Genomic DNA, 21,009 nt, shown 5'->3' with positions numbered 1-21,009 from the left:
TTGCAAAGGGTTGATGAATGGCGCAGGCCGGGATGTCGTCCAGCTCAGGCCCGTGGAGGTCACCGGCCAAGGATTCGACCGGAGATGTGGGCGTATAGGAAAGATCGGCGGGCTTGGCAAAGGGTTATTGAACGCGATCTGCATCACCCGGAAGGATGCTCACCGCGGCGGCGGATGAACGCGGCATCAGTGCAAGGTCCGGCGGGCCCAGATCGTGATCCCCGGTGATCCGCGCCACCAGCCGGTCATCGGCGTAGATACGCGCCTCCGCGGCATGCTCGTCCTCCTCGATCCTCAGTTCGGGGGGGACGGCGCCTGAATCGGCATCGTCCCAGACATAGAGCAGCCGATCCTCGGCCCGGTTGAAATCGATGATCTCGGTGCCCTGAGCCTCCCCGTTCCAATGGCCCAGTATGACCGTATCGAATCCGTCGCCCGTGGTGACGATATCGCCGTCCCCCGCGAGGATCGCATCATCGCCGCCGCCCCCGTTCAGGTAATCGCCGACCGTGAAGGGGGGCAGCGTACCGACGAGCTTGTCGTTACCCCAACCGCCGAAAAGACTGTCTTGCCCCGCGCCGCCTGTCAGTGTGTCATCACCCAAACCCCCGATGAGCGCATCGTCGCCTGCCTCTCCGAAGAGCCTATCGTCGCCTGCGGAGCCGATCAGCTGGTCGTCTTCGGAACCGCCCCAGAGCAGGTCGTTGCCGTTGTGGCCGGCAATGAAGTCGGATCCGGCGTCACCTTTCAAAGCGTCTTCGCCGTCTTCCCCGTGCAGAACATCCGCGCCCTCGTCGCCGTCAAGCAGGTCGTCCCCGCTGCCGCCGTAAAGACTGTCATCGCCCTCTGCGCCGTGGAGCGAATCCGCTCCTTCGCCGCCGCCGATCTGGTCATTGCCCGCCTGTCCGGTCAGCACATCGGCCCCATCGCTGCCGGTCAGGATTTCGCCGACGGGGCGGAGGGGGACGTCATTCTCGCGGTCGTCCTCCTCCTCCGCCTCGGAGCCCGGTTCAATCTCGACCAAGGCGACGGCGCCTACCGCCATCAAGCCCATCACTCCTGCCAGCCACAACATCGCATCGTTCCTGTTTCCCGGCACACCCCGCGGCGTGCGACAGGCGGCAAAGGAACCACGAAGCCGCGGCACGGGTCAAAGCCGATCGGGTGCGAAGGTTAACAGACTGTACGGGGCGAGCGCCCTGCTAGTCGGCGTGCCAACGCAGGGGTTTCTGCGCATAGGCGATATACAGCGGGTGGCGGGGGTGTCCTTCCTTCGTGAGGCCGAGGTGAAAGAGCGGGCCGCCACAACTGCGCAACAGGGCCAGCGCCTTTCGCCCGCGGTCGCGGTGCGCGCCATGCGCGCCCCATGCCGCGATGATCTGGTCCGCCCAGAGCGCACCGTCGCGCAGCATGTCGTCATTGGCCGGCCCCACCGGCGCTGCGGCGGCCCGCATCGCACGCGGATCGGTGTCGCGCCAGGCGAAGATGTTGGTGACACGGAAGGCGCCGAAGCCAAGGGCACGCGCCCTGCGTTCGCAGCGCTCGACCGTCGGATCGTTGGCGATCTCGTCCGCCTTGGATGGATTGAGCATCACGAACATGACCCGCCGGGCGCCTCTGTCCCATTCCCGGGTCAGGCTGTAGCGGTAGGATTCGCAGTCGGAATAGACCACCTGCGAATATGTGCCAGCCTCTTCGTGTTCGCGGATCAGCATGCGCCCGTTCCAGGGGTCAAAGGTTGAAAACCCGTGAAGGGTGGACCTCTCCTGCCTTGTAGCGGCCTACGGCGACCGGGGTCCCATCGTAGGAGACCCAGCATTCGTCGCCATATTCGATTCCGGCTGCGTTGAGCACCATGCCGGGATTGCCGTTGCGCAGTTTGGTGGCCCCCTCTGCGGTCGCCTTGGCTTCCGGCAGTTCGTTCAGCCCGGTGGCCAGGGGAAGCAGATGGGCATCCAATTCAGGCGTCCGGGCCAGCTCCTCTACTCTGTCGAGGGTGAGGCCATCGCGCGCCTGAAAGGGGCCGGACCAGACGCGGCGCAATTCGCGCACATGGCCCAGACAGCCCAGTTTCTGGCCCAGATCCCGCGCGATGGACCGGACATAGCCGCCCTTTCCGCAGACCATTTCCAGTGTGACGTGATCAGGATCGGGCCGATCGATGAGCAACAGGCTCTCCACCCAGAGCGGGCGCGCGGCCAGTTCCATCTCTTCCCCGTCGCGGGCCAGTTTGTAGGCCCGCTGGCCATCTACCTTCACCGCGGAAAACTGCGGCGGAACCTGTTCGATATCGCCCACGAAAGACCCCAGAGCGTCCTTGATCGACGTATCATCGGGGCGCAGATCGGATTGGGCGATGACCTCGCCTTCGGCATCGTCCGTATTGGTCGCGATACCGAGGCGAACGGTGAACTCGTAGGCTTTAAGCGCATCGGTGATGTAGGGAACGGTCTTGGTGGCTTCGCCAAGTGCCACGGCCAGAACGCCGGTGGCATCCGGGTCCAGCGTGCCGGCATGGCCCGCCTTCTTGGCGTTCAGCGCCCACCGCACCTTGTTGACCACGGCGGTGGAGGTTGGCCCGGCGGGTTTGTCCACGATCAGCCAACCCGAGATGTCTCTGCCCTTGCGTGCGCGTCCCATCGCCTGCGTTCTCCTTGCTTGCGCGGGGGTCTCTACACAAGGGCTGCCTGCATGCCCACCCCGAAGAAAGCGGCGAAAAGCGAAAAAGTGCTATTCGACCACGCCGATGATCGGCCCGAGCGGGGCAAAGCCCGCATCGTCCCGGCCCAGCGCGGGCGCGCGCAGGCGCGAGACGTTGCCATCGAAGTAAAGCGCGTTCGGCAGTTGCAGCCGGTCCCGGAAATAGCTTCCGAAGCTGTGAAAGTTCACCGGATTTTCCGAGATGACGAAAACCACGCGCGTGCCATCCTTCGACGTGCCCACGCCATTCCGGATGTAGCGGGAATCGCTGTCCCGCAGGAAGCGTGGGTGCAGCGCCCCGTCAATGACGAGCATCGGCCCCGATTGCGTGGCATGGACGCAATCGGGTTTGCTGCGCAGGAACGCCTTGGTCTCCATCACGTCGGCGCGGCCTTCGCGGATGCAGAATATGCCGTTCGGCAGCAGCCCGAAGTTGCCCGGCCCGGCGGCGGAAACGACATCCTTCACCAGATTGCCGTCTTCGACGTAATAGCCGACGGGCGCGCGATCTTCGTGATACATGCCCGCATTCATGGCGAATCCAAGCGATTTGCCCTTCTGCCGCAGCGCCGAGTCCACGTTGCGGAAATAGCCGTAGGTCTGCCCCTGCGCATCGTTCAAGAACAGGCGCATTTCCTCGCGCGCAGGGTCGACCTCGCAAACCGTATAGCGGTTACCTTCATAGCTTTCCTGCCGACAGGAGCCGGCAGAGGCGCTTGTCGCCCCCGCACCGAACAACGACGCCAGCGCCGCGGCCCAGAACCAGCGGATCACGAACCCCCCGTCCCGCCGAAGGCGGTATCGGCGGCATCATCCTCGGCGGGTTCATCCGGGGCTGCCGCATCGCGGCGCACGGTCTCCTGTGACAGCATCCGCCGCGTTTCGTCCATCTGGTCAAAGGTCTTGTCGAGCTGGAAGCGCAGGTCCGGGGCGAACTTCAGCGTCAGTTTCTTTGAAACCATGCGGCGCAATTCGCCCTTGTTGCGGGCGAGAAGTTTCAGCACCTCTTCCTGGCCTTCGCCGCCAAGAGGCAGCACATAGGCTGTCGCGATCTTCAAATCGGGGGAGGCGCGTACCTCACCCACGGTGATCGACATCCTGTTCAGATCAGGGTCATGCACGTCGCCGCGCGCCAGTACTTCGGAAAGGGCCCGCCGGATGGTTTCGCCTACCCGAAGCTGCCGCTGGGAAGGGCCGGGGCCGTCGTGGAACTTGTTCTTTGCCATGGCACACATCTAGGTTGTCCTCCGGGCTTTGCCAAGCCGCGCGCGGCGGTCTAAACCTGCGGTAGGCACAGAAGGAGCAGGCAGATGATCGAGACACCAGGCGTGACCATCACGGGCGCCTCCGGGCGCATGGGGCGGATGCTGATCGAACAGGTCGCAAACGGCGATCGGTTGAAGCTCGTCGGTGCCGTGGAACGCCCCGGCCATGACTGGATCGGTCGGGACGTGGGCGAAGCGATGGGCCGCGCCCCACTGGGGGTGACGGTGACCGACGATCCGTTGGAGGCGATCGCCCCGGCGCAGGCTGTCATCGATTTCACCGCCCCGGCGGCCACTTTGGAATTCGCGGCCATCGCGGCGCAGGCGCGGGCGGTCCATGTCATCGGCACCACCGGCATGACGGATGAACAGATCGCGGCGCTTGAACCCGCCGCGCGGCATGCGGTGATCGTACGGGCGGGCAACATGTCGCTCGGGGTCAATCTGCTCACCCAGCTTACGAAGAAGGTCGCAGCGGCGCTGGATTCGGATTTTGACATCGAAATCATCGAATCGCACCACAATCAGAAGGTGGATGCACCATCGGGGACCGCCTTGATGCTGGGCGAGGCCGCCGCCGACGGGCGGGGGGTGTCGCTATCCGAGGTCTCCGACAGGGGGCGCGACGGTATGACCGGCCCGCGACGCCGGGGCGATATCGGTTTCACCGCCATTCGCGGCGGCGATATCGTGGGCGAGCATGATGTGCTTTTCGCTGCCGAGGGCGAGCGGATCATTCTGCGCCACGTCGCCTCCGACAGGGCCGTTTTCGCGCGCGGCGCGATCAAGGCGGCACTCTGGGGGCAGGGGCGCAAACCCGGCCAATACGACATGCTGGATGTACTGGGCCTGAAGGATTGAGGGGACCTGCGAAAACTTTGTGATCTTTATCTGTCTCGAAAAGGTGAAACCCGGGCGGGGTTTGGCCCGTGTATCTACCAGTATTTCGCAGTTTCGAGGATTCGAAAGATGAAAGTTTTGTCCCTGACCTTGAGCGCCCTGATCGCGCTGTCGGCCCCGGCATGGGCGGAATTCGCGAAAATCGATGACGAAGCCGCTTTCCTGCAGGTCGTGAAAGACAAGACCCTCACCCGTCCATTCGTGAAGTTGCGGGTGCTGCCGACAGGCCAGATCGCCGGAACCGGCGCTGCATGGAAAGTGTCGGGCGACTGGCAATGGAAGGACGGATATTTCTGCCGAACGCTCTTCTGGGGTGGTGAAGACTATGGCTATAACTGTCAGGAAGTCCGCTTCGACGGGCAGAGCCTGCGGTTCACCTCCGACCAGGGCAAGGGCGATTCCGCCGATTTCCGGCTGCGCTAGATCAGCGAACGCCCGCGCGGGGTGCTGTCAGAAATCGACAGCGATACCTTTTTTCTCCCAATCCCCGTAACGGATGGGTTCAGGCCCGTCCCGACCGCCCAGTTCAGGCGGCAGGTCAAGCGGGCGGGCCGCAGCCCGGCGCGCCTCGGCTTCCGCAAGGGCGCGTTGCGCTTCGGGCGGCAGCGCCGACTTTCCCTGCGGAATCGGTTTCGGGCTGGGCTGCGGATTCGCGGGCAGATCCGGCGAGGGTGCCGGATTTGGCCCGTTGGGCGTATCCGGGATGGGCTTCGGTGCCGGTTTTGGGTTGGGCGGCAGGTCCGGGTTGGGCTGCGGTGCGGGGCGAGGGTCTGGCATGACGGTCCTTTTGCACTGGTTACGGGATTGATATACGTCGCCGCCTGAGCCAGACAACCCGCCGAACCGGCGCCCCGACAGAAAGAAGGCGATCCATGTCAGATACCGGACTCCCGGCGCGCAAGGCCGCCGTATATCTGCTCGATCAGGTGTTGGGCGAAGGCCGCCTGATGTCGGAACTGCTCGCCGGGGGCGCGTTGGACCGCCTCCCGCCGGAGGACCGCGCCCGCGCCCAGCGGCTGGCGAACGATACCCTGCGCGGGTTGGAGCGGGCCGATAGGCTGCTCCAGCAGCATCTGTCGAAATATCCCCCCCTCACGGTGCGCAACGCGCTGCGGCTGGGCACCGTGGAACTTTGTCAGGGCGGAGCGGCCCATGGAGTCGTGAATGCGATGGTCAGCATCGTTTCGGCACATCGCCGCTACGGGCACCTCAAAGGGTTGACCAACGCCGTCCTGCGCAAGGTCGCCGCGGCCGGGCCGGAGGCTTGGACCGCACTGCGCCCGCCACGTCTGCCCAAATGGCTGCGTGGTCCACTGGTGGATGCATGGGGCGCGCAGGCAATGCAGGCAATGGAAGCGGCGCATTTCGCGGGCGCACCTTTGGATATCACCCCACGGGGCGAGGCGGCGGCGATATCCACGACCTTGGGGGCGCAACTGCTGCCGACCGGGACGCTGCGTATGCCCGAGGCGGGGCAAGTTTCTGCCATGCCGGGTTTCGCCACCGGAGACTGGTGGATTCAGGACGCGGCCGCCGCCCTGCCGGTTCAGGTACTGGCCCCCCGCAAGGGTGAGGACGTGCTGGACCTCTGTGCAGCGCCCGGCGGGAAGACGATGCAGCTTGCTGCGGCAGGCGCGCAGGTCACCGCGGTGGACGCTTCCGCCCCTCGCGTGGCCCGTTTGAAGGAAAATCTTGCCCGGGTGCACCTGCCTGCGAAAGTGAAAACCGCCGATGCGCGCCAGATCGGCGGGAGCTACGATGCGGTTCTGCTCGATGCTCCCTGCTCCGCGACGGGCACCATACGCCGCCACCCGGATCTGCCCCACGCCAAGGATGGTTCCGAGTTCGGGGAGTTGATCGCCCTGCAGGGGGAGTTGCTGGATCACGCGTGGTCGCTGGTAAAACCCGGCGGACGCCTCGTGTTCTGCACCTGCTCCCTGCTGCCGGACGAAGGTGAGGTGCAGGTGGACGAGGCACTCGAACGCCACCCCGATATGGTGGTAGACCGCAGCGCGCTGGACCTGCCGGGGGTATCGCCCGAATGGATCACGGCGGAGGGCGGCCTGCGGCTGCGCCCTGATTACTGGGCGGACATCGGCGGGATGGATGGTTTCTATATCGCTTGTCTGCACAAGCGTGCGTGACCGCTCAGGCCCCCGGGGGCGGCGACGTGACGGAAAGGTAATCCCGCGCCGGGATCCGCACCAGATCTCGCAGACCGAGGACTTGCCTGTCCGTCGGGGATAGGCCGGCAATAGCGTCGGAGACAGCCGCGAATATCGCCTCGCCATCCGCATCCGGGCCCGCGATATAGGGCAGTCCGGGCGTCGGCTCGGTCAGGTCCAGTACGCGCAGATTCTTTGCGAAATCGTCGTAACGCTCGATGTCGCGCCATGTGACCGCGTCGAGCGATGCGATGTCGGCCTCCCCCTCCGCGACCATTCGGGCAGACAGTCGGTGGCCGCGGCTTTGGACCCGGTTCTCGAACCAGAAGCCTGAGGGCAGGCAATGCGCGTAAGGGGCGGCGTAGCCTGATTGCGACCCGGTTTCATTATAGGCGAAACGGGCCTCAGAATAGTCGGTGAGGCTTCCGCGCGGGTCGTCCTGTCGCACGATTAGAACGCTGCGGTAATAACCGGGCGGGCAGCCTTCGACCCCGAAATCCGGTGTTCCGACGAGCGTGACGTCGTTTTTCAGCAGCATCCGGTAGGGCATGCCGCAGGTCTGGCTGAGCACGAGCCCCGGGTCCCGCCAGACAACGAAAGGCGGCAGATCGTTCGACAGGTTTTCCGGCGCGTCAATCCCCCGCTGCGACAGGCCCGCCCGGATCAGCGCCCAGTACCGCGCATAGGCCGCTTCCGTCTCGGGTCGCAGATACATCATCATGCTGGCGATCATGGGCGTTTCTTTCCGGTCATACGGGCCGATCCCGCGCATAATCCCGCCTTTGGGTTTATTGCGGTGACTTGCCCCGGCGGCGGGGCTATGCTGCCATGAAGCGCCGAAGAGCGTTCCGAGGGCAGCGATCATGTTCAATACCACCCGCCTGAAGGCGCGCAAGGCACGATTTCTGAACCGCTGGCACGCGTGGCGCGCCACGCGCACCCGGGCCGAAGTCACGGGCTTTGTCTCCTCCCCTGAACCGAGGACGATCGGATCCTTTGCCCGCGGGCGGCAATTGATGGCGGGGAACTACCTTTTTGCCGGTACGCTGGTTGAAGGCACAGAGGGCACGCCGTGGCAGGTCAAACCGCCCGATGCGGCCTTTTCTGCGGAATTGCATGGTTTCGCCTGGCTCGACGATCTGGCGGCTGTGGGTGACACCACGGCGCGGGCGACCGCGCAGAAATGGCTCTGGGCGTGGATCGACACCTATGGTCGGGGCCGTGGCCCGGGCTGGACGCCTGATCTGACGGGCCGGCGGCTGATCCGCTGGATCAACCACGCGATTTTCGTGCTGCGCGGACAGGAAAAGGAAGAAAGCAGGGCGTTCTATCGGTCGCTCGTTCAGCAGACGCAATTCCTTGCCCGGCGCTGGCACGGCGCGGCCCCCGGCCTGCCCCGGTTCGAGGCGCTTACCGGGTTGATATACGCCGGGCTGACGTTGGAAGGGCAGGAAGACCTCGCCGAACCTGCCATTCGCGCGCTGGCGCGAGAATGTACGGTGCAGATCGACAAGAACGGCGGATTGCCGACCCGCAATCCCGAAGAGCTTCTGGCGGTGTTTACCCTGCTCACCTGGGCGGCGGCAGCGCTGGCCGACGCAGGGCGCGGGGTGCCGAAGGCGCATCTGGCGGCAATCGCCCGGATTACGCCTACCCTGCGCAGCTTGCGGCATTCGGACGGATCGCTCGCGCGGTTTCATGGCGGCGGTCGCGGGGCAGAAGGCTGGCTTGACCACGCGTTGGCTGCCTCCCGCGTGAAGCCGGCCCGGTCCGACGGGTTGTCGATGGGATATGCGCGCCTTTCCGCAGGCCGGACCAGCATCATCGTGGATGCCGCGGCACCCCCGAAAGGGGCCGCCTCCGGCAATGCCCATGCCTCCACGCTGGCGTTCGAACTCACCTCCGGGCGGCGCCCCCTGATCGTGAATTGCGGGTCGGGCGGATCCTTCGGACTGGACTGGCGGCGCGCGGGGCGTGCGACGCCGTCCCATTCCGCGCTCTCGCTCGGGGGGTATTCCAGCGCGCGGCTTGCAGACCCCGATCCCGATACCGGGCACGAGGCGCTGATCGATGGCCCGAGCCATGTGCCCGTCGAAATCGACCACGTGGGGGACGGCCTGCGGTTTCAGGGCGGACATGACGGTTACGTGGCCACGCATGGGCTGACCCACGCGCGCACGCTCGAACTTACGCTCGACGGGCGTGCCGTCGCGGGTGAAGACATGCTTCTGGCGTTGAAGGAATCCGAAAAGCGGCGGTTCGACAAGTCGCTCGATGCCACGCGGCTGGCGGGTATCCGGTTCGAGATACGCTTTCATCTGCACCCTGACGTGGACGCCACGCTCGACATGGGGGGGAACGCGATCTCCATGGCGCTCAAGAGCGGTGAGGTCTGGATTTTCCGGCATGACGGTCAGCAAAGCCTGTCACTGGAACCGGGCGTCTATCTCGAAACGACGCGGCTGAAACCCCGGGCCGCCCAGCAGATCGTGCTGTCGGGCAGGACGCTTTCCACGGTGAAGCGGGTCCGCTGGTCCTTGTCGAAGGCGCAGGAAACTGCGATTGGCGTGCGGGATCTGTCCATGAACGATCCTCACCTGCAAGAAGACTGACCCGGAGACATACCCGATGCCCGATCTCGTTGCCGTAAAACGCGCCCTGCTATCCGTATCCGACAAGACCGGCCTCGTGGAGTTTGGCCGCGCATTGGCGGAGCACGGGGTGGAACTGCTGTCCACCGGGGGCACGGCGAAGGCGCTGCGCGACGCCGGGCTCGAAGTACGCGATGTGGCCGACGTGACGGGCTTCCCGGAGATGATGGATGGCCGGGTCAAGACGCTGCATCCGGCGGTGCACGGCGGGCTGCTTGCCCTGCGTGACAACGAAGACCACGTGGCCGCCATGCAGACCCATGGCATCGGGGCGATCGATCTCGTGGTGGTGAACCTCTACCCGTTCGAGGAAACGGTCGCCAAGGGCGCGCCCTATGCCGAAGTGATCGAAAACATCGACATTGGCGGGCCTGCCATGATCCGTTCCGCCGCGAAAAACCATGGCTTCGTCAATGTCGTTGTGGACGTCGAAGACTACGCCGCGGTGCTGGAAGAGATGAAGGCCAACGACGGTGCGACCGGCTATGCGCTGCGCCAGCGGTTGGCACAGACGGCCTATGCCCGCACCGCCGCCTACGATACCGCCGTGAGCAGCTGGATGTCGGAGCAGACCAAGGAAACGCCCCGCCGCCGGAGCTTTACCGGCACGCTCAGGCAGACGTTGCGCTATGGCGAGAACCCGCATCAGTCAGCGGCCTTCTACACCGACGGCAGCGACCGTCCCGGCGTCGCCACGGCACGGCAGCATCAGGGCAAGGAACTGTCCTACAACAACATCAACGACACCGACGCGGCCTTTGAACTGGTGAGCGAATTCGATCCGTCCGAAGGCCCGGCATGCGCGATCATCAAACATGCCAACCCCTGCGGCGTTGCGCGCGGTGCCACCCTGCGGGAGGCCTACGAACGGGCGTTCGACTGTGACCGCACCAGTGCCTTTGGCGGGATCATCGCGCTGAACCAGCCGTTGGACGGCCCCACGGCAGAAGCGATCGCTTCGATCTTTACCGAGGTTGTGATCGCGCCCGGTGCCACGCAGGAGGCGTTGGACATCTTTGCCGCAAAGAAGAACCTGCGTCTGCTGACGACCGAGGGTCTCGCCCCGGTCGATGCCCCGATGACGACCTATCGGCAGGTCAGCGGCGGTATGCTGGTGCAGGACAAGGACATCGGGCGTATCCATCGCGAGGATCTCAAGGTGGTGACGAAGCGCAGCCCCTCGGACCGGGAACTCGACGATCTGCTATTCGCGTGGATCGTGGCAAAACACGTGAAGTCGAACGCCATCATCTACGTGAAGGACGGAGCCACCGTAGGGGTGGGCGCGGGACAAATGAGCCGGGTGGACAGCACCCGCATCGCCGCCCGCAAAGCACAGGACATGGCAGAGGCCACGGGCCTCGACACCCCGCTGACGCGCGGTTCGGTCGTGGCGTCGGATGCGTTTTTCCCCTTCGCGGACGGGCTGGTAACGGCGGCGGAAGCCGGTGCCACCGCGCTGATCCAGCCGGGCGGTTCCATGCGCGACGATGAGGTGATCGCCGCCGCGGACGAAGCCGGGCTCGCCATGGTCTTTACCGGCATGCGCCACTTCAGACATTAGGAGGTTCGACATGCGCGGTTTCTTCTGGGCGGCCATCATCGCCTTTCTCGTGGACCAGTTCAGCAAATACGTCGTGATCCATGCCATGGACCTCGCCCGGGTGCGCGCCATCGACGTCTTCCCCCCGCTGGTGAACTTTCGCTACGGGGAGAACCGGGGCATCAACTTCGGTCTGGGCGGCGACATGAGCCAATGGGCGCTCATCGCGCTGGCCATTGTCATCTGTCTGGCTGTCACCATCTGGATCATGCGGCGACCACAGGGCATCTGGGCGCAGATGAGCGCCGGGCTGCTCGTGGGCGGGGCGCTGGCCAACGTGGTTGACCGGCTGATCTATGGCTACGTGCTGGATTTTCTCAACACCACCTGCTGCGGTATCGACAATCCCTTCGTTTATAACATCGCCGATGTGTTCATTTTCGCCGGGGCGATCGGCCTGATCTTCTTCACCAAGGAAGCGGATCAGGGCGGCAAGAGCGCCCGCCCGCGCAAGCCGTCTCAAAAAGGCCAGTGACATCGCGGCCCGGCCTGCGTTATGGATCGGTTAAGATTTAGGAGTTATCAGATGCGTCGTCTTGCCCTCCTGCTGCTCGGTCCGCTGGTGCTGGCCGCCTGTTCGAACACGGGCCTGCGGGATATTCGGTCTACCGGCACGGGACCGGACGAATTCATGATCTCTCCGGTTAAACCCCTGCAGGTGCCGGACAGCTTTACCGCGCTGCCGGTCCCGACCCCGGGGCAGGCCAACCTGACGGATCGTTCGGCCCTGCAGGAAGGCATCGTGGCCTTCGGCGGTACGCCGGAAGCCGCAGGCGGGCCGGTCCCTGCCGCCGATGGGGCGCTGGTACGCTATGCGGGCCGCATGGGGGTTGCCCCGGCGATCAGGCAAACGCTGGCAGCTGCAGATGCGGATTTCCGCCGTCGCAAGGCGCGCTTCACGCAGTTCCGCATCGTTCCGGTCGATCGCTACAACCAAGCCTACAGCGCGCAGGCGTTGGACGCCGATCGCGCATTGGCACGCTGGCGCCGGGCCGGGGCCCGTACCCCTTCCGCACCGCCTGCGGCGCAGTGATCCCTGCCGCCGTCGGTCGTTACCGCCGGATTACAATTGCGTAAGGTACCTTGATCGTTCCGCGCCCCGGCGTAGGTTGCGCAGTAGCAGATCATTCTCGAAGGATACGCCATGCGACGCCTGCCGATACCCGCGGCCCTGATTTCCCTTGCTTTCACGATCTTCGCGCATTCGGCCCTCGCGGACGAGAACGTCAGCCATTTCACCCTCGACAACGGCATGGAGGTCGTCGTGATCGAAGATCACCGCGCCCCGGTCGTGCAGCAGATGGTCTGGTACAAAGCCGGATCCGCGGATGAGCCGAAGGGGTCTTCCGGGGTCGCACACTTTCTTGAGCATCTTCTCTTCAAGGCGACCGACAAGATGGAGGCCGGGGAATTTTCGGCGACGGTGGCCCGCAACGGCGGGCGGGACAACGCCTTTACCAGCTACGATTACACCGCCTATTTCCAGCGCGTCGCTGCCGACCGTCTCGAACTGATGATGCAGATGGAAAGCGACCGGATGAAGAACATTCGCATCACGCCGGGAAACATCGAGACCGAGCGGGACGTGATCATCGAGGAGCGCAACCAGCGTACCGAGAACAGCCCCGGCGCACTGTTCAACGAACAGCTGAACGCGGCGCAATACCTCAACCATCGGTACGGCACGCCCGTCATCGGCTGGATGCACGAGATGGAGGAGTTGGACCTTGAGGACGCGATCGGTTTCTACGACCTATATTATTCGCCGAACAACGCCATTCTGGTGGTATCCGGCGATGTCGAAGCCGAAGAGGTGCGCCAGCTGGCGGAGAAATATTACGGTGCCATCCCCGCCAACCCCGCACTGCCCGAACGCCTGCGCACCGAAGAGCCCCCGCATCGCGCCGAACGCCGCCTCACCTACAGTGATCCCCGCGTGGCGCAGCCCTATGTCAGCCGTTCCTACCTTGCGCCCGAACGGGATTCCGGCGCGCAGGAGAAAGCCGCCGCGCTGACGATCCTCGCTGAAATTCTTGGTGGCGGCACGACCTCCTATCTGGCGGAGAAGCTGCAGTTCGACACGCAGGTCGCCACCTACGTCGCGGCCTTTTACCGGGGCACCGCGCTGGACGACACAACGTTCAACCTCGTGGTGGTGCCCGCCGAAGGAGTCAGCCTGCAGGAAGCCGAGGATGCGATGGACGCAGCACTTGCCTCTTTCATGGAAGAGGGTGTGGACCCCGACCAACTCGAACGGATCAAGCTGCAGGTGCGCGCACAGCAAATCTATGAACGCGATGACGCGGGATCGGTCGCGCAGCGGTACGGCAGCGCGCTGACGACGGGGCTGACGGTCGAGGATGTGCAATCATGGCCCGATGTGCTTGAGGCCGTAACCGAGGACGACATCATGGCCGCCGCCCGCGAAGTGCTCGACCGCAAGGCCGCCGTCACCGGCTGGCTCATGAAAGACGAAGGAGACGCGTCGTGAAGCTGATCTATGCGCTGGTTCTCAGCCTTTTTGCCGCCCTGCCGCTGCGGGCCGATGTCGATATTCAGGAAGTAACCAGCCCGGGGGGCATCACCGCCTGGCTGGTGGAAGACCATTCGATCCCCTTCGTGGCGCTCGAACTGCGGTTTCGTGGCGGGGCCTCTCTGGATGCGCCCGAAAAACGGGGGGCGATCAACCTGATGACCTCTCTGCTGGAAGAGGGCGCGGCGGACATGGATGCGCGCGCCTTTGCCCGGGCGCAGGAATCTCTGGCGTCGAGCCTCGGGTTCAGCGTGGATGACGATGCGCTTTCCGTCTCGGCCCGGTTCCTGACGGAAAACCGCGACGAGACCGTTCAATTGCTCAAGGCCGCGCTGCAGGAACCCCGGTTCGATGCCGATGCGATCGAGCGGGTGCGCGGACAGGTGCTGTCCAACATTCAGTCCAACCTGAAGGATCCCAACGATATTGCGGGCCGGGCCTTTGACGCGCTTGCCTTTGGTGACCATCCCTATGCGACGTCTCTGAACGGCACGCAGGAAAGCGTGACGGCCCTGACCCGCGAGGATCTGCTGCAAGCGCATGACGCCGTGATCGCACGGGACCGCATCACCGTCGGCGCAGTGGGGGACATCACCCCCGAAGAACTGAGTAAATTGCTCGACGAACTGCTGTCACGCCTGCCTGAGGAAGGCGCGCCCATGCCCCCGGTCGCCGAACTCGACATCCCCGGGGGCGTGAAGATCATCGACTTTCCGACCCCGCAGTCGGTCGCGCTCTTCGGCCATTCGGGCATCCGGCAGGACGATCCCGATTTCTTCGCCGCCCTCGTGCTCAACCAGGTCCTGGGCGGCGGGTCCTTCGAAAGCCGGCTGATGAACGAGGTGCGCGAAAAGCGCGGCCTTACCTATGGCGTCTATTCGTCCCTCGTGGCGAAAGACCTGTCGGAGACCGTCATGGGCTCGGTTTCCTCCGCCAATGACCGCATCGCAGAGGCGATCGAGGTGATCCGGGAGGAATGGCGCAAGGCGGCCGAGGAAGGCGTCACCGAAGCGGAACTGAAGGACGCCAAGACCTATATTACCGGGGCCTACCCCCTCCGGTTCGAAGGTAACGGCCAGATCGCTTCGATCCTCGTCGGGATGCAACTGCTCGGTCTGCCGATCGACTATATCGCGACGCGCAATGACAAGGTCGAAGCCGTTACCCTTGAGGATGTGAAGCGCGTCGCCGGTGAACTGCTGCAGCCCGAAGGCCTGCAATTCGTGGTAGTCGGCCAGCCCGAGGGGCTGGAAGACACCACCTCTCGCTGAAAATGCTGCGCGCGGTGCCATTGGCTGCCGCGCGCAGGCGGCTCACTCCCCGTAGGGCACCCAGACGTTCTTGACCTCGGTCGCGGCCTGCAGAAATTCCCGGCCCTCACCGGCTGGTCCGTTCCAGTCCCGCGCCATGCCGTTGTTGACCCATGTCCGTTTGATGTTGCTGGCAGAGGCGGCCTCCACGATACCGCTCAGTTCCGCCGCGCCAAACGACCAGACAGCATCGACATCCATGTGACCGGCGAGCGTTTCCGCCAGATCCACTTGCGGCCCGGTGAGGATATTCACCACGCCGCCCGGAATGTCCGAAGTTTCGAGAACCTGCATGAAATCTGTGGCCGCAAGCGGGAAGGGGTCGCTCGCCGAGAGGATCACCCGGTTGCCCATGGCGATGGCTGGTGCCATGCAGGAGACGAGGCCCAGCAACGGTGCCTCGGCAGGGCAAAGCGCCCCGATGACGCCCACGGGTTCCTTCATGGCCAGCGCGACACCACGGATCGGCACGCCGTGGACCTGCCCGTCGTATTTGTCCGCCCATGCGGCATAGGTGAAGAGGCGGCGGATCGCCGTCTCCACCTCATCCCGGCCCGATTTACCCCCTACCATGGCGTCGAGGCGCCCGGCGAATTCTTCGGCCCGGGTCGATAGGTTTTCGGCCACGTAATAGAGGATTTGCGCCCGCAAGTGGCCCGTGGTTCGGGACCATGCCTTTGCCGCATGTGCCGCTTCGACCGCGTTGCGCACATCCTTGCGGTTGGCCTGGCTCACATGGCCCAGCAATGCCCCGCCCTTGCCCCAGACGGGGGCCGAATAGCCGCTGTCGGGACGCGCCTGCTTGCCCCCGATATAGAGCTTCGCGGTACGGTCGATGGGGTCGGAGGGCGCCCCGTCACCCGAGAATGCCTCGACCGTCGGCAGTTTCTTCGCATTACCACGGGGGCGGGTGTAGCCTGACAGCCCTTCCCAGCCGCCTTCGCGGCCAAAGCCGCTTTCACGGACCCCGCCAAATCCGGCAGCCGCGTCCATCAGGTTGGTTCCGTTGATCCAGACGATCCCCGCCGCCAGCTTTGGCGCAATGTCGAGCGCGAGGTTCACGTTTTCCGACCAGACCGTCGCGGCGAGGCCGTAGGCCGTGTTGTTGGCAAGCTGCACCGCTTCTTCCGGGGTGCGGAAGGTGCAGGACACGACGACGGGGCCAAAGATCTCTTCCTGCATCAGGGGATCGGCGGGGTTCATTCCGGTGATCAGCGTGGGCGGATAGAAACATCCGTTTTCCGGCACGTCGATCTTCGCGACATGCCGCTCACCCGCATCGCTGGCGGCGACCATTTCGGAAACCCGGCGATGCTGCGCCGGATCGACCAGCGTGCCCACGTCGATGGACTTGTCCAGCGGGTTTCCCATGCGCAGCCGGTCCATCCGCGCGCGCAGCTTGTCGTAGAACCTGTCGGCCACGGGCTCATGCACCAGCAACCGCGAGCCCGCACAGCAGACCTGCCCCTGATTGAACCAGATCGCATCGACCAGCCCTTCGACCGCGCTGTCCAGATCCGCATCGTCGAACACGATATAGGGGGATTTCCCCCCCAGCTCGAGGCTGAGCGCCTTGCCTGATCCTGCTGTCATCTGCCGGATGCGGCGGCCCACGGCGGTGGAGCCGGTAAAGGCGATCTTGTCCACGTCCGACGTCACGATCATCTCGCCCACCGCACCGTCGCCGGTCACGATATTGACCACGCCCTTGGGCAGCCCGGCCTGCCGGCAGATATCGGCAAACAGCAGCGCCGTGAGCGAGGTATATTCGGCAGGCTTCAGCACGACCGTATTGCCCATCGCAAGCGCCGGCGCGATTTTCCACGCCAGCATCAGCAGCGGGAAATTCCACGGAATGATCTGGCCACAGACACCAAGCGGTTCGGCATCGGGCAACTCGCTTTCCATCAGCTGAGCCATGCCCGCGTGGTAATAGAAATGGCGCTGCGCCAGCGGAATATCGATATCGCGGGATTCCCGAATGGGTTTGCCGTTATCCAGCGTCTCCAGCACGGCGAAAAGTCGGGCGTGTTTCTGCAACAGACGCGTCAGCGCATAGATATAGCGGGCGCGGCCGTGCCCGCCCAGTTTCTCCCACTTGGGCTGTGCCTTGCGCGCGGCCTTCACGGCGGCATCCACGTCATCCTGCGTGGCCTGCGTCAGCCCGGCGAGCACTTCGCCGGTGGCAGGGTTGCGGCTGTCGAAACCGGCCCCGGGCGTGGTGAAGGCACCATCGATGAAATGCCCGAACCGCCCCCCCTGGTCGACCAGCCACGCCAAGGCCTCCGCCGCCGATTCCGGGGCGGGGCCATAGTCCATCGTTTCGAAGATTTCGGACACCTTCATCCCTTCACCCTTTCTTAAATACTCAAATCCACACCTGTCCCGGGCGGATCAGCTGATGGCATGGCGGTAGCCTGCCGAATATCTGCCGCTCACATGATGCTCCAACTGCCGCTCGATGTCGTTCAGGAGCGAAGATGCGCCAAAGCGGAAAAGGTCGGGGCGCGTCCAGCGGTCGCCCAGTTCCTCTTTCATCAGGGCCAGATAGGTGATCGCGTCCTTGGCCTTTGAAATTCCGCCCGCGGGCTTGTAGCCCACCCGAACCCCCGTGCGCGCATGATAGTCGCGAATGGCGCGGATCATCGTAAGGCTGACGGGCAGGGTCGCGTTCACGCTTTCCTTGCCGGTCGATGTCTTGATGAAATCCGCACCCGCCATCATGCAGACGAGGCTGGCGCGCGCCACGTTGCGCAGGCTGCCCAGTTCGCCGGTCGCAAGGATCGCCTTCACATGCGCTTCGCCGCAGGCGGCGCGGAAGGCGCGCATTTCATCGTAGAGCGCTTGCCAGTTGCCCGACAGGACATGCCGCCGCGAGATCACGATGTCGATCTCCGCCGCGCCCGCCTCCACGCTGCGCTCAATCTCGGCGATGCGCAGATCCAGCGGCGAAAGGCCTGCAGGAAAGCCCGTGCTGACCGCGGCGATGGGGATGGACGTGCCTTCGAGCGCCGCGCGGGCCGGGGCGATCATCTCGTGGTAAACGCAGACCGCGCCGGTCGTGATCGCGGGCATGTCGAGCGCGTCCAGAATATGCTGTGCAACCGGTTGCTTTGCCTTGGCGCAAAGCCGCTCCACCCGGCAGGCGGTGTCGTCGCCAGACAGGGTCGTCAGATCGATACAGGTCACCGCGCGAAGCAGCCACGCGGCCTGATGGGCCTTCTTGACCGAACGCCGCGCGGGCAGGGTAGCTGCCCGCCGTTCAATGGCCGAGGTATTGGCCTGCACCGCGCGGACCCAGTCCATATCCAGATCCATGCCGGGATTTCTGGGTTCGGCCAGCTGCGGCAGCTGCGAATCCTGGGTGGCAGCGCTGCGCGGCGCAGTTTCGGTGAGTTCGGTCGCCATGATGGGAGCCTCCGGTCCGTCAGACCGGTTAAGTTGCATGGCAGCAGGTTGCTTGGCAAGCGCCTATGCAGCAGGGGTATCCTGCCATTTTTGAGAATCATTCGCAACTTGATTGACTTAGTTGCGAATCGATCTCATATTCGCCGCATGACATACAAAACCCAGTTCCCGTACTTCTCGCAGGCTCGCCCCGTGGCCCGCCGCAGTTTCATCGCAGGCTTGGGCGCGATGTCGCTCTCACTCGCGGCCCCGCGCATGTCGCGCGCCGCCGAACCGCTCAACGTGGTTGCGACCACAGGCATGATCGCAGATGCAGCCCGCCGGATCGGCGGCGATGCCGTCACTGTGCGGGGGTTGATGGGGTCGGGGGTGGACCCCCACGGCTACCGGCAGACCCGCAGCGATATCGTCGCCCTGACGCGCGCCGATCTGGTATTGTGGCACGGGCTCTATCTCGAAGCGCAGATGGAGCGGTTCTTCGAAGACCTGTCCCGCCGCCGCGCGGTCGAGGCGGTGGCAGAGGCGTTGCCGCGCGATGTTCTCGTCAGCCATCCCGATTACGAGGGCCGCTTCGACCCGCACGTCTGGATGGACCCGACGCTCTGGGCGGACGTGGTGAGCGAGGTCGCGGAGGCGCTTGTCCGCGCCCGGCCCGAGAACGAGGCGCTGTTTCGGGCGAACGCCGAAGCCTATCGCGCCGAATTGGCCGAACTGGCGGACTATGCGCGCCAGACCCTGGCGGATGTGCAACAGGATCAGCGTGTTCTGGTCACGGCCCATGACGCCTTCAGCTATTTCGGGCGGGCCTTCGGGTTCGAGGTGATCGGTATTCAGGGCATCTCGACCGAAAGCGAGGCGGGGCTGAACCGGATCGGGGAGCTTGTCGATGTGCTGGTAGACCGCCGCATCGGTGCGGTCTTCGTCGAGACATCGGTTTCCGACCGGAACATGCGTGCTCTGATCGAGGGCGCGGCGGCGAGGGGGCATGATGTCCGCATCGGCGGCGCGCTGTTCAGTGATGCCATGGGCCCCCCCCGATACCTACGAAGGCACATACATCGGCATGATCGATCACAACGTGACAACCATCGCCTCGGCGCTTGGGGCGGAGGTCCCCGATGGCGGCATGTCGGGCCTGCTGACCATGGTGGAACGGGCGTGAACCTCGAACTCGCCACCAGCGACGGGGTTTCGCCCGTCACCCGGACCACGGGCGCGGACAGTCCGCTGGCCATTCGTGGGCTGACCGTGTCCTACGGGCAGAAACCGGCGGTATTCTCCGTGGACATGACAGTGAAACCCGGCGCCATGACCGCGATCATCGGGCCGAACGGTGCCGGCAAATCAACCTTGTTGAAGGCCTCTCTGGGTATCCTGAAACCCCTTGCCGGAACGGTGAGTGTTTATGGCGCGCCTCTCGCCCGGCAAAGGCACCGGATCGCCTATGTGCCCCAGCGGGCCAGCGTCGATTGGGATTTCCCGACCCGGGTGATCGATGTGGTATTGATGGGGCTATACGGCGAACTCGGTCTTTTGGGCCGCGTGAAGGCACGCCACCGCGCCAAGGCCGAGGATTGCCTGCGTCGCGTCGGGATGGAGGATTTTGCCCAGCGCCAGATCGGTCAGCTTTCTGGCGGGCAGCAACAGCGGGTGTTCCTTGCCCGGGCGCTGGCGCAGGATGCCGAACTCTACCTGCTGGATGAACCCTTTGCCGGTGTGGACGCGGCGACCGAGAAGGCGATCATCACCGTTCTGAAGCAGCTGCGCAACATGGGGCGTACCGTGGTCGCCGTGCACCACGACCTGTCCACCGTGACCGATTATTTCGACCATGTGTTCCTCATCAACAATCGCAAGATCGCCGAGGGCCCTGTGAAAGAGGCGTTCACCGCCGATACTTTGCAGGCCGCCTACGGCGGGCGGCTGGCGGATGCGCAGATGGATGCGCTGCGATTGCCATGATATTCGACGCGCTGAGCCTGCAACTGGGGTACAATGCGACGCTGGTGACCATCGGCGCGACCCTGTTGGGCATGGCGGGCGGCGTCGGGGGGACATTCCTGTTCCTGCGCAAGCGCGCTCTGGTCAGCGATGCGATTTCCCATGCGACCCTTCCGGGGGTCGCGCTTGCCTTCATGGTGATGGTGGCGCTGGGCGGGGACGGGCGCAGCCTGACCGGGCTTCTGGCGGGGGCCGCCCTGTCAGCCGCTGCTGGTTTGCTTATAGTTTCCTGGCTTTCCACGCGCACCCGGCTGGCAGAGGATGCGGCGATCGGGTCGGTGCTTTCGGTCTTTTTTGGCTTCGGTATCGTGCTGCTGACGATCATCCAGACGATGAACACGGGCCGTCAGGCGGGGCTGGAAAGCTTTCTGCTGGGGGCCACCGCCGGAATGTTGCGAAGCGAGGCATTCATCATCGCGATTTCGGCGGCTCTCACCCTCGTTCTGGTACTGGTGCTGCGCAGACCGCTGACA

General features: G+C 64.6%; 20 protein-coding genes and 1 pseudogene. 12 read left to right on the top strand and 9 right to left on the bottom strand.

Translation table 11 applies throughout. The annotated features are described in order from the left end of the window. Positions 1-124 precede the first annotated feature (124 nt). From A3764_RS05425 to rbfA, 5 genes are all read right to left on the bottom strand, one after another. Positions 125-1,075, bottom strand: a complete 951-nt coding sequence (locus A3764_RS05425) for a calcium-binding protein (protein ID WP_067919444.1) — start codon at positions 1,073-1,075, stop codon at positions 125-127. Positions 1,076-1,202: 127 nt separating this feature from the next. Further along, positions 1,203-1,715: a DUF1643 domain-containing protein gene (locus A3764_RS05420; RefSeq protein WP_067919446.1), complete on the bottom strand. Its 513-nt coding sequence runs from the start codon at positions 1,713-1,715 to the stop codon at positions 1,203-1,205. Positions 1,716-1,731: 16 nt separating this feature from the next. Continuing rightward, the gene (gene truB, locus A3764_RS05415) at positions 1,732-2,640 is read right to left on the bottom strand and encodes a tRNA pseudouridine(55) synthase TruB (protein WP_067919447.1); all 909 of its coding nucleotides are present in this window, start codon (positions 2,638-2,640) and stop codon (positions 1,732-1,734) included. Between the two features lie 90 nt (positions 2,641-2,730). Continuing rightward, on the bottom strand, positions 2,731-3,471 hold the full coding sequence (locus tag A3764_RS05410; protein WP_443069018.1) for a phosphodiester glycosidase family protein: 741 nt from the start codon (positions 3,469-3,471) through the stop codon (positions 2,731-2,733). Then, on the bottom strand, positions 3,471-3,926 hold the full coding sequence (rbfA, locus tag A3764_RS05405) for a 30S ribosome-binding factor RbfA (RefSeq protein WP_082850861.1): 456 nt from the start codon (positions 3,924-3,926) through the stop codon (positions 3,471-3,473). Before rbfA ends, A3764_RS05410 begins: the two co-directional genes overlap by 1 nt. A gap of 84 nt (positions 3,927-4,010) precedes the next feature. Between rbfA and dapB the strand changes: the two genes are divergently transcribed. Together dapB and A3764_RS05395 are read left to right on the top strand one after the other, a co-directional pair. After that, the gene (dapB, locus tag A3764_RS05400; protein ID WP_067921543.1) at positions 4,011-4,826 is read left to right on the top strand and encodes a 4-hydroxy-tetrahydrodipicolinate reductase; all 816 of its coding nucleotides are present in this window, start codon (positions 4,011-4,013) and stop codon (positions 4,824-4,826) included. Between the two features lie 108 nt (positions 4,827-4,934). Continuing rightward, positions 4,935-5,288: a dihydrodipicolinate reductase gene (locus A3764_RS05395; protein WP_067921542.1), complete on the top strand. Its 354-nt coding sequence runs from the start codon at positions 4,935-4,937 to the stop codon at positions 5,286-5,288. A gap of 27 nt (positions 5,289-5,315) precedes the next feature. On the opposite strand, the gene A3764_RS26325 is transcribed toward A3764_RS05395, so the two are convergent. Next, a complete protein-coding gene (locus A3764_RS26325) occupies positions 5,316-5,492 on the bottom strand; it encodes a DUF1674 domain-containing protein (RefSeq protein ID WP_067921548.1) in 177 nt (58 codons plus the stop codon). A 245-nt stretch (positions 5,493-5,737) separates the two neighbouring features. Here A3764_RS26325 and A3764_RS05385 point away from each other — a divergent pair, with 245 nt between their 5' ends. Further along, the gene (locus A3764_RS05385; protein WP_067921541.1) at positions 5,738-7,009 is read left to right on the top strand and encodes an RsmB/NOP family class I SAM-dependent RNA methyltransferase; all 1,272 of its coding nucleotides are present in this window, start codon (positions 5,738-5,740) and stop codon (positions 7,007-7,009) included. 4 nt (positions 7,010-7,013) lie between these two features. On the opposite strand, the gene A3764_RS05380 is transcribed toward A3764_RS05385, so the two are convergent. Next, entirely contained in the window at positions 7,014-7,763 is a 750-nt protein-coding gene (locus A3764_RS05380) for a phosphate/phosphite/phosphonate ABC transporter substrate-binding protein (RefSeq protein ID WP_067921546.1), read from the bottom strand. A gap of 130 nt (positions 7,764-7,893) precedes the next feature. On the opposite strand from A3764_RS05380, the gene A3764_RS05375 reads away from it, so the two are divergent. The 6 genes from A3764_RS05375 (at position 7,894) to A3764_RS05350 (ending at position 15,088) form a co-directional block, all read left to right on the top strand. Beyond that, positions 7,894-9,642 (top strand): heparinase II/III family protein, encoded by a 1,749-nt coding sequence (locus A3764_RS05375; protein ID WP_067921540.1) that lies wholly within the window; start codon positions 7,894-7,896, stop codon positions 9,640-9,642. A 16-nt stretch (positions 9,643-9,658) separates the two neighbouring features. Continuing rightward, a complete protein-coding gene (purH, locus tag A3764_RS05370) occupies positions 9,659-11,245 on the top strand; it encodes a bifunctional phosphoribosylaminoimidazolecarboxamide formyltransferase/IMP cyclohydrolase (protein ID WP_067921539.1) in 1,587 nt (528 codons plus the stop codon). 10 nt (positions 11,246-11,255) lie between these two features. Beyond that, on the top strand, positions 11,256-11,759 hold the full coding sequence (lspA, locus tag A3764_RS05365) for a signal peptidase II (protein WP_067921538.1): 504 nt from the start codon (positions 11,256-11,258) through the stop codon (positions 11,757-11,759). Between the two features lie 51 nt (positions 11,760-11,810). Further along, the gene (locus tag A3764_RS05360; protein ID WP_067921537.1) at positions 11,811-12,317 is read left to right on the top strand and encodes a DUF3035 domain-containing protein; all 507 of its coding nucleotides are present in this window, start codon (positions 11,811-11,813) and stop codon (positions 12,315-12,317) included. A gap of 111 nt (positions 12,318-12,428) precedes the next feature. Then, entirely contained in the window at positions 12,429-13,775 is a 1,347-nt protein-coding gene (locus tag A3764_RS05355) for a M16 family metallopeptidase (protein ID WP_067921536.1), read from the top strand. Then, complete coding sequence (locus tag A3764_RS05350) at positions 13,772-15,088, top strand: M16 family metallopeptidase (RefSeq protein ID WP_067921535.1); 1,317 nt, start codon at positions 13,772-13,774, stop codon at positions 15,086-15,088. The genes A3764_RS05355 and A3764_RS05350 overlap by 4 nt, the downstream gene beginning before the upstream one ends. A 42-nt stretch (positions 15,089-15,130) precedes the next feature. Here A3764_RS05350 and A3764_RS05345 read toward each other — a convergent pair whose 3' ends face one another. Both A3764_RS05345 and deoC read right to left on the bottom strand, forming a co-directional pair. Beyond that, positions 15,131-17,473: an aldehyde dehydrogenase family protein gene (locus tag A3764_RS05345; protein WP_067921534.1), complete on the bottom strand. Its 2,343-nt coding sequence runs from the start codon at positions 17,471-17,473 to the stop codon at positions 15,131-15,133. Positions 17,474-17,521: 48 nt separating this feature from the next. Beyond that, complete coding sequence (gene deoC, locus A3764_RS05340; protein WP_067921533.1) at positions 17,522-18,535, bottom strand: deoxyribose-phosphate aldolase; 1,014 nt, start codon at positions 18,533-18,535, stop codon at positions 17,522-17,524. Between the two features lie 228 nt (positions 18,536-18,763). On the opposite strand from deoC, the pseudogene A3764_RS23925 reads away from it, so the two are divergent. The 3 genes and pseudogenes from A3764_RS23925 to A3764_RS05330 form a co-directional block, all read left to right on the top strand. Beyond that, a pseudogene (locus tag A3764_RS23925) lies at positions 18,764-19,697 on the top strand (metal ABC transporter solute-binding protein, Zn/Mn family). After that, positions 19,694-20,497: a metal ABC transporter ATP-binding protein gene (locus A3764_RS05335; protein WP_067921531.1), complete on the top strand. Its 804-nt coding sequence runs from the start codon at positions 19,694-19,696 to the stop codon at positions 20,495-20,497. Before A3764_RS23925 ends, A3764_RS05335 begins: the two are co-directional and overlap by 4 nt. Then, positions 20,494-21,009 (top strand): metal ABC transporter permease (locus A3764_RS05330; protein WP_150122080.1); only part of this gene is annotated, 516 nt, incomplete at its 3' end. The genes A3764_RS05335 and A3764_RS05330, both read left to right, overlap by 4 nt.

Source organism: Sulfitobacter sp. HI0129, from assembly GCF_001635395.1.
In the GTDB taxonomy this organism is placed as follows: domain Bacteria; phylum Pseudomonadota; class Alphaproteobacteria; order Rhodobacterales; family Rhodobacteraceae; genus Sulfitobacter.
Note: the sequence above shows the minus strand (reverse complement) of the source record. Positions and strands in the feature narration are given on the sequence as shown.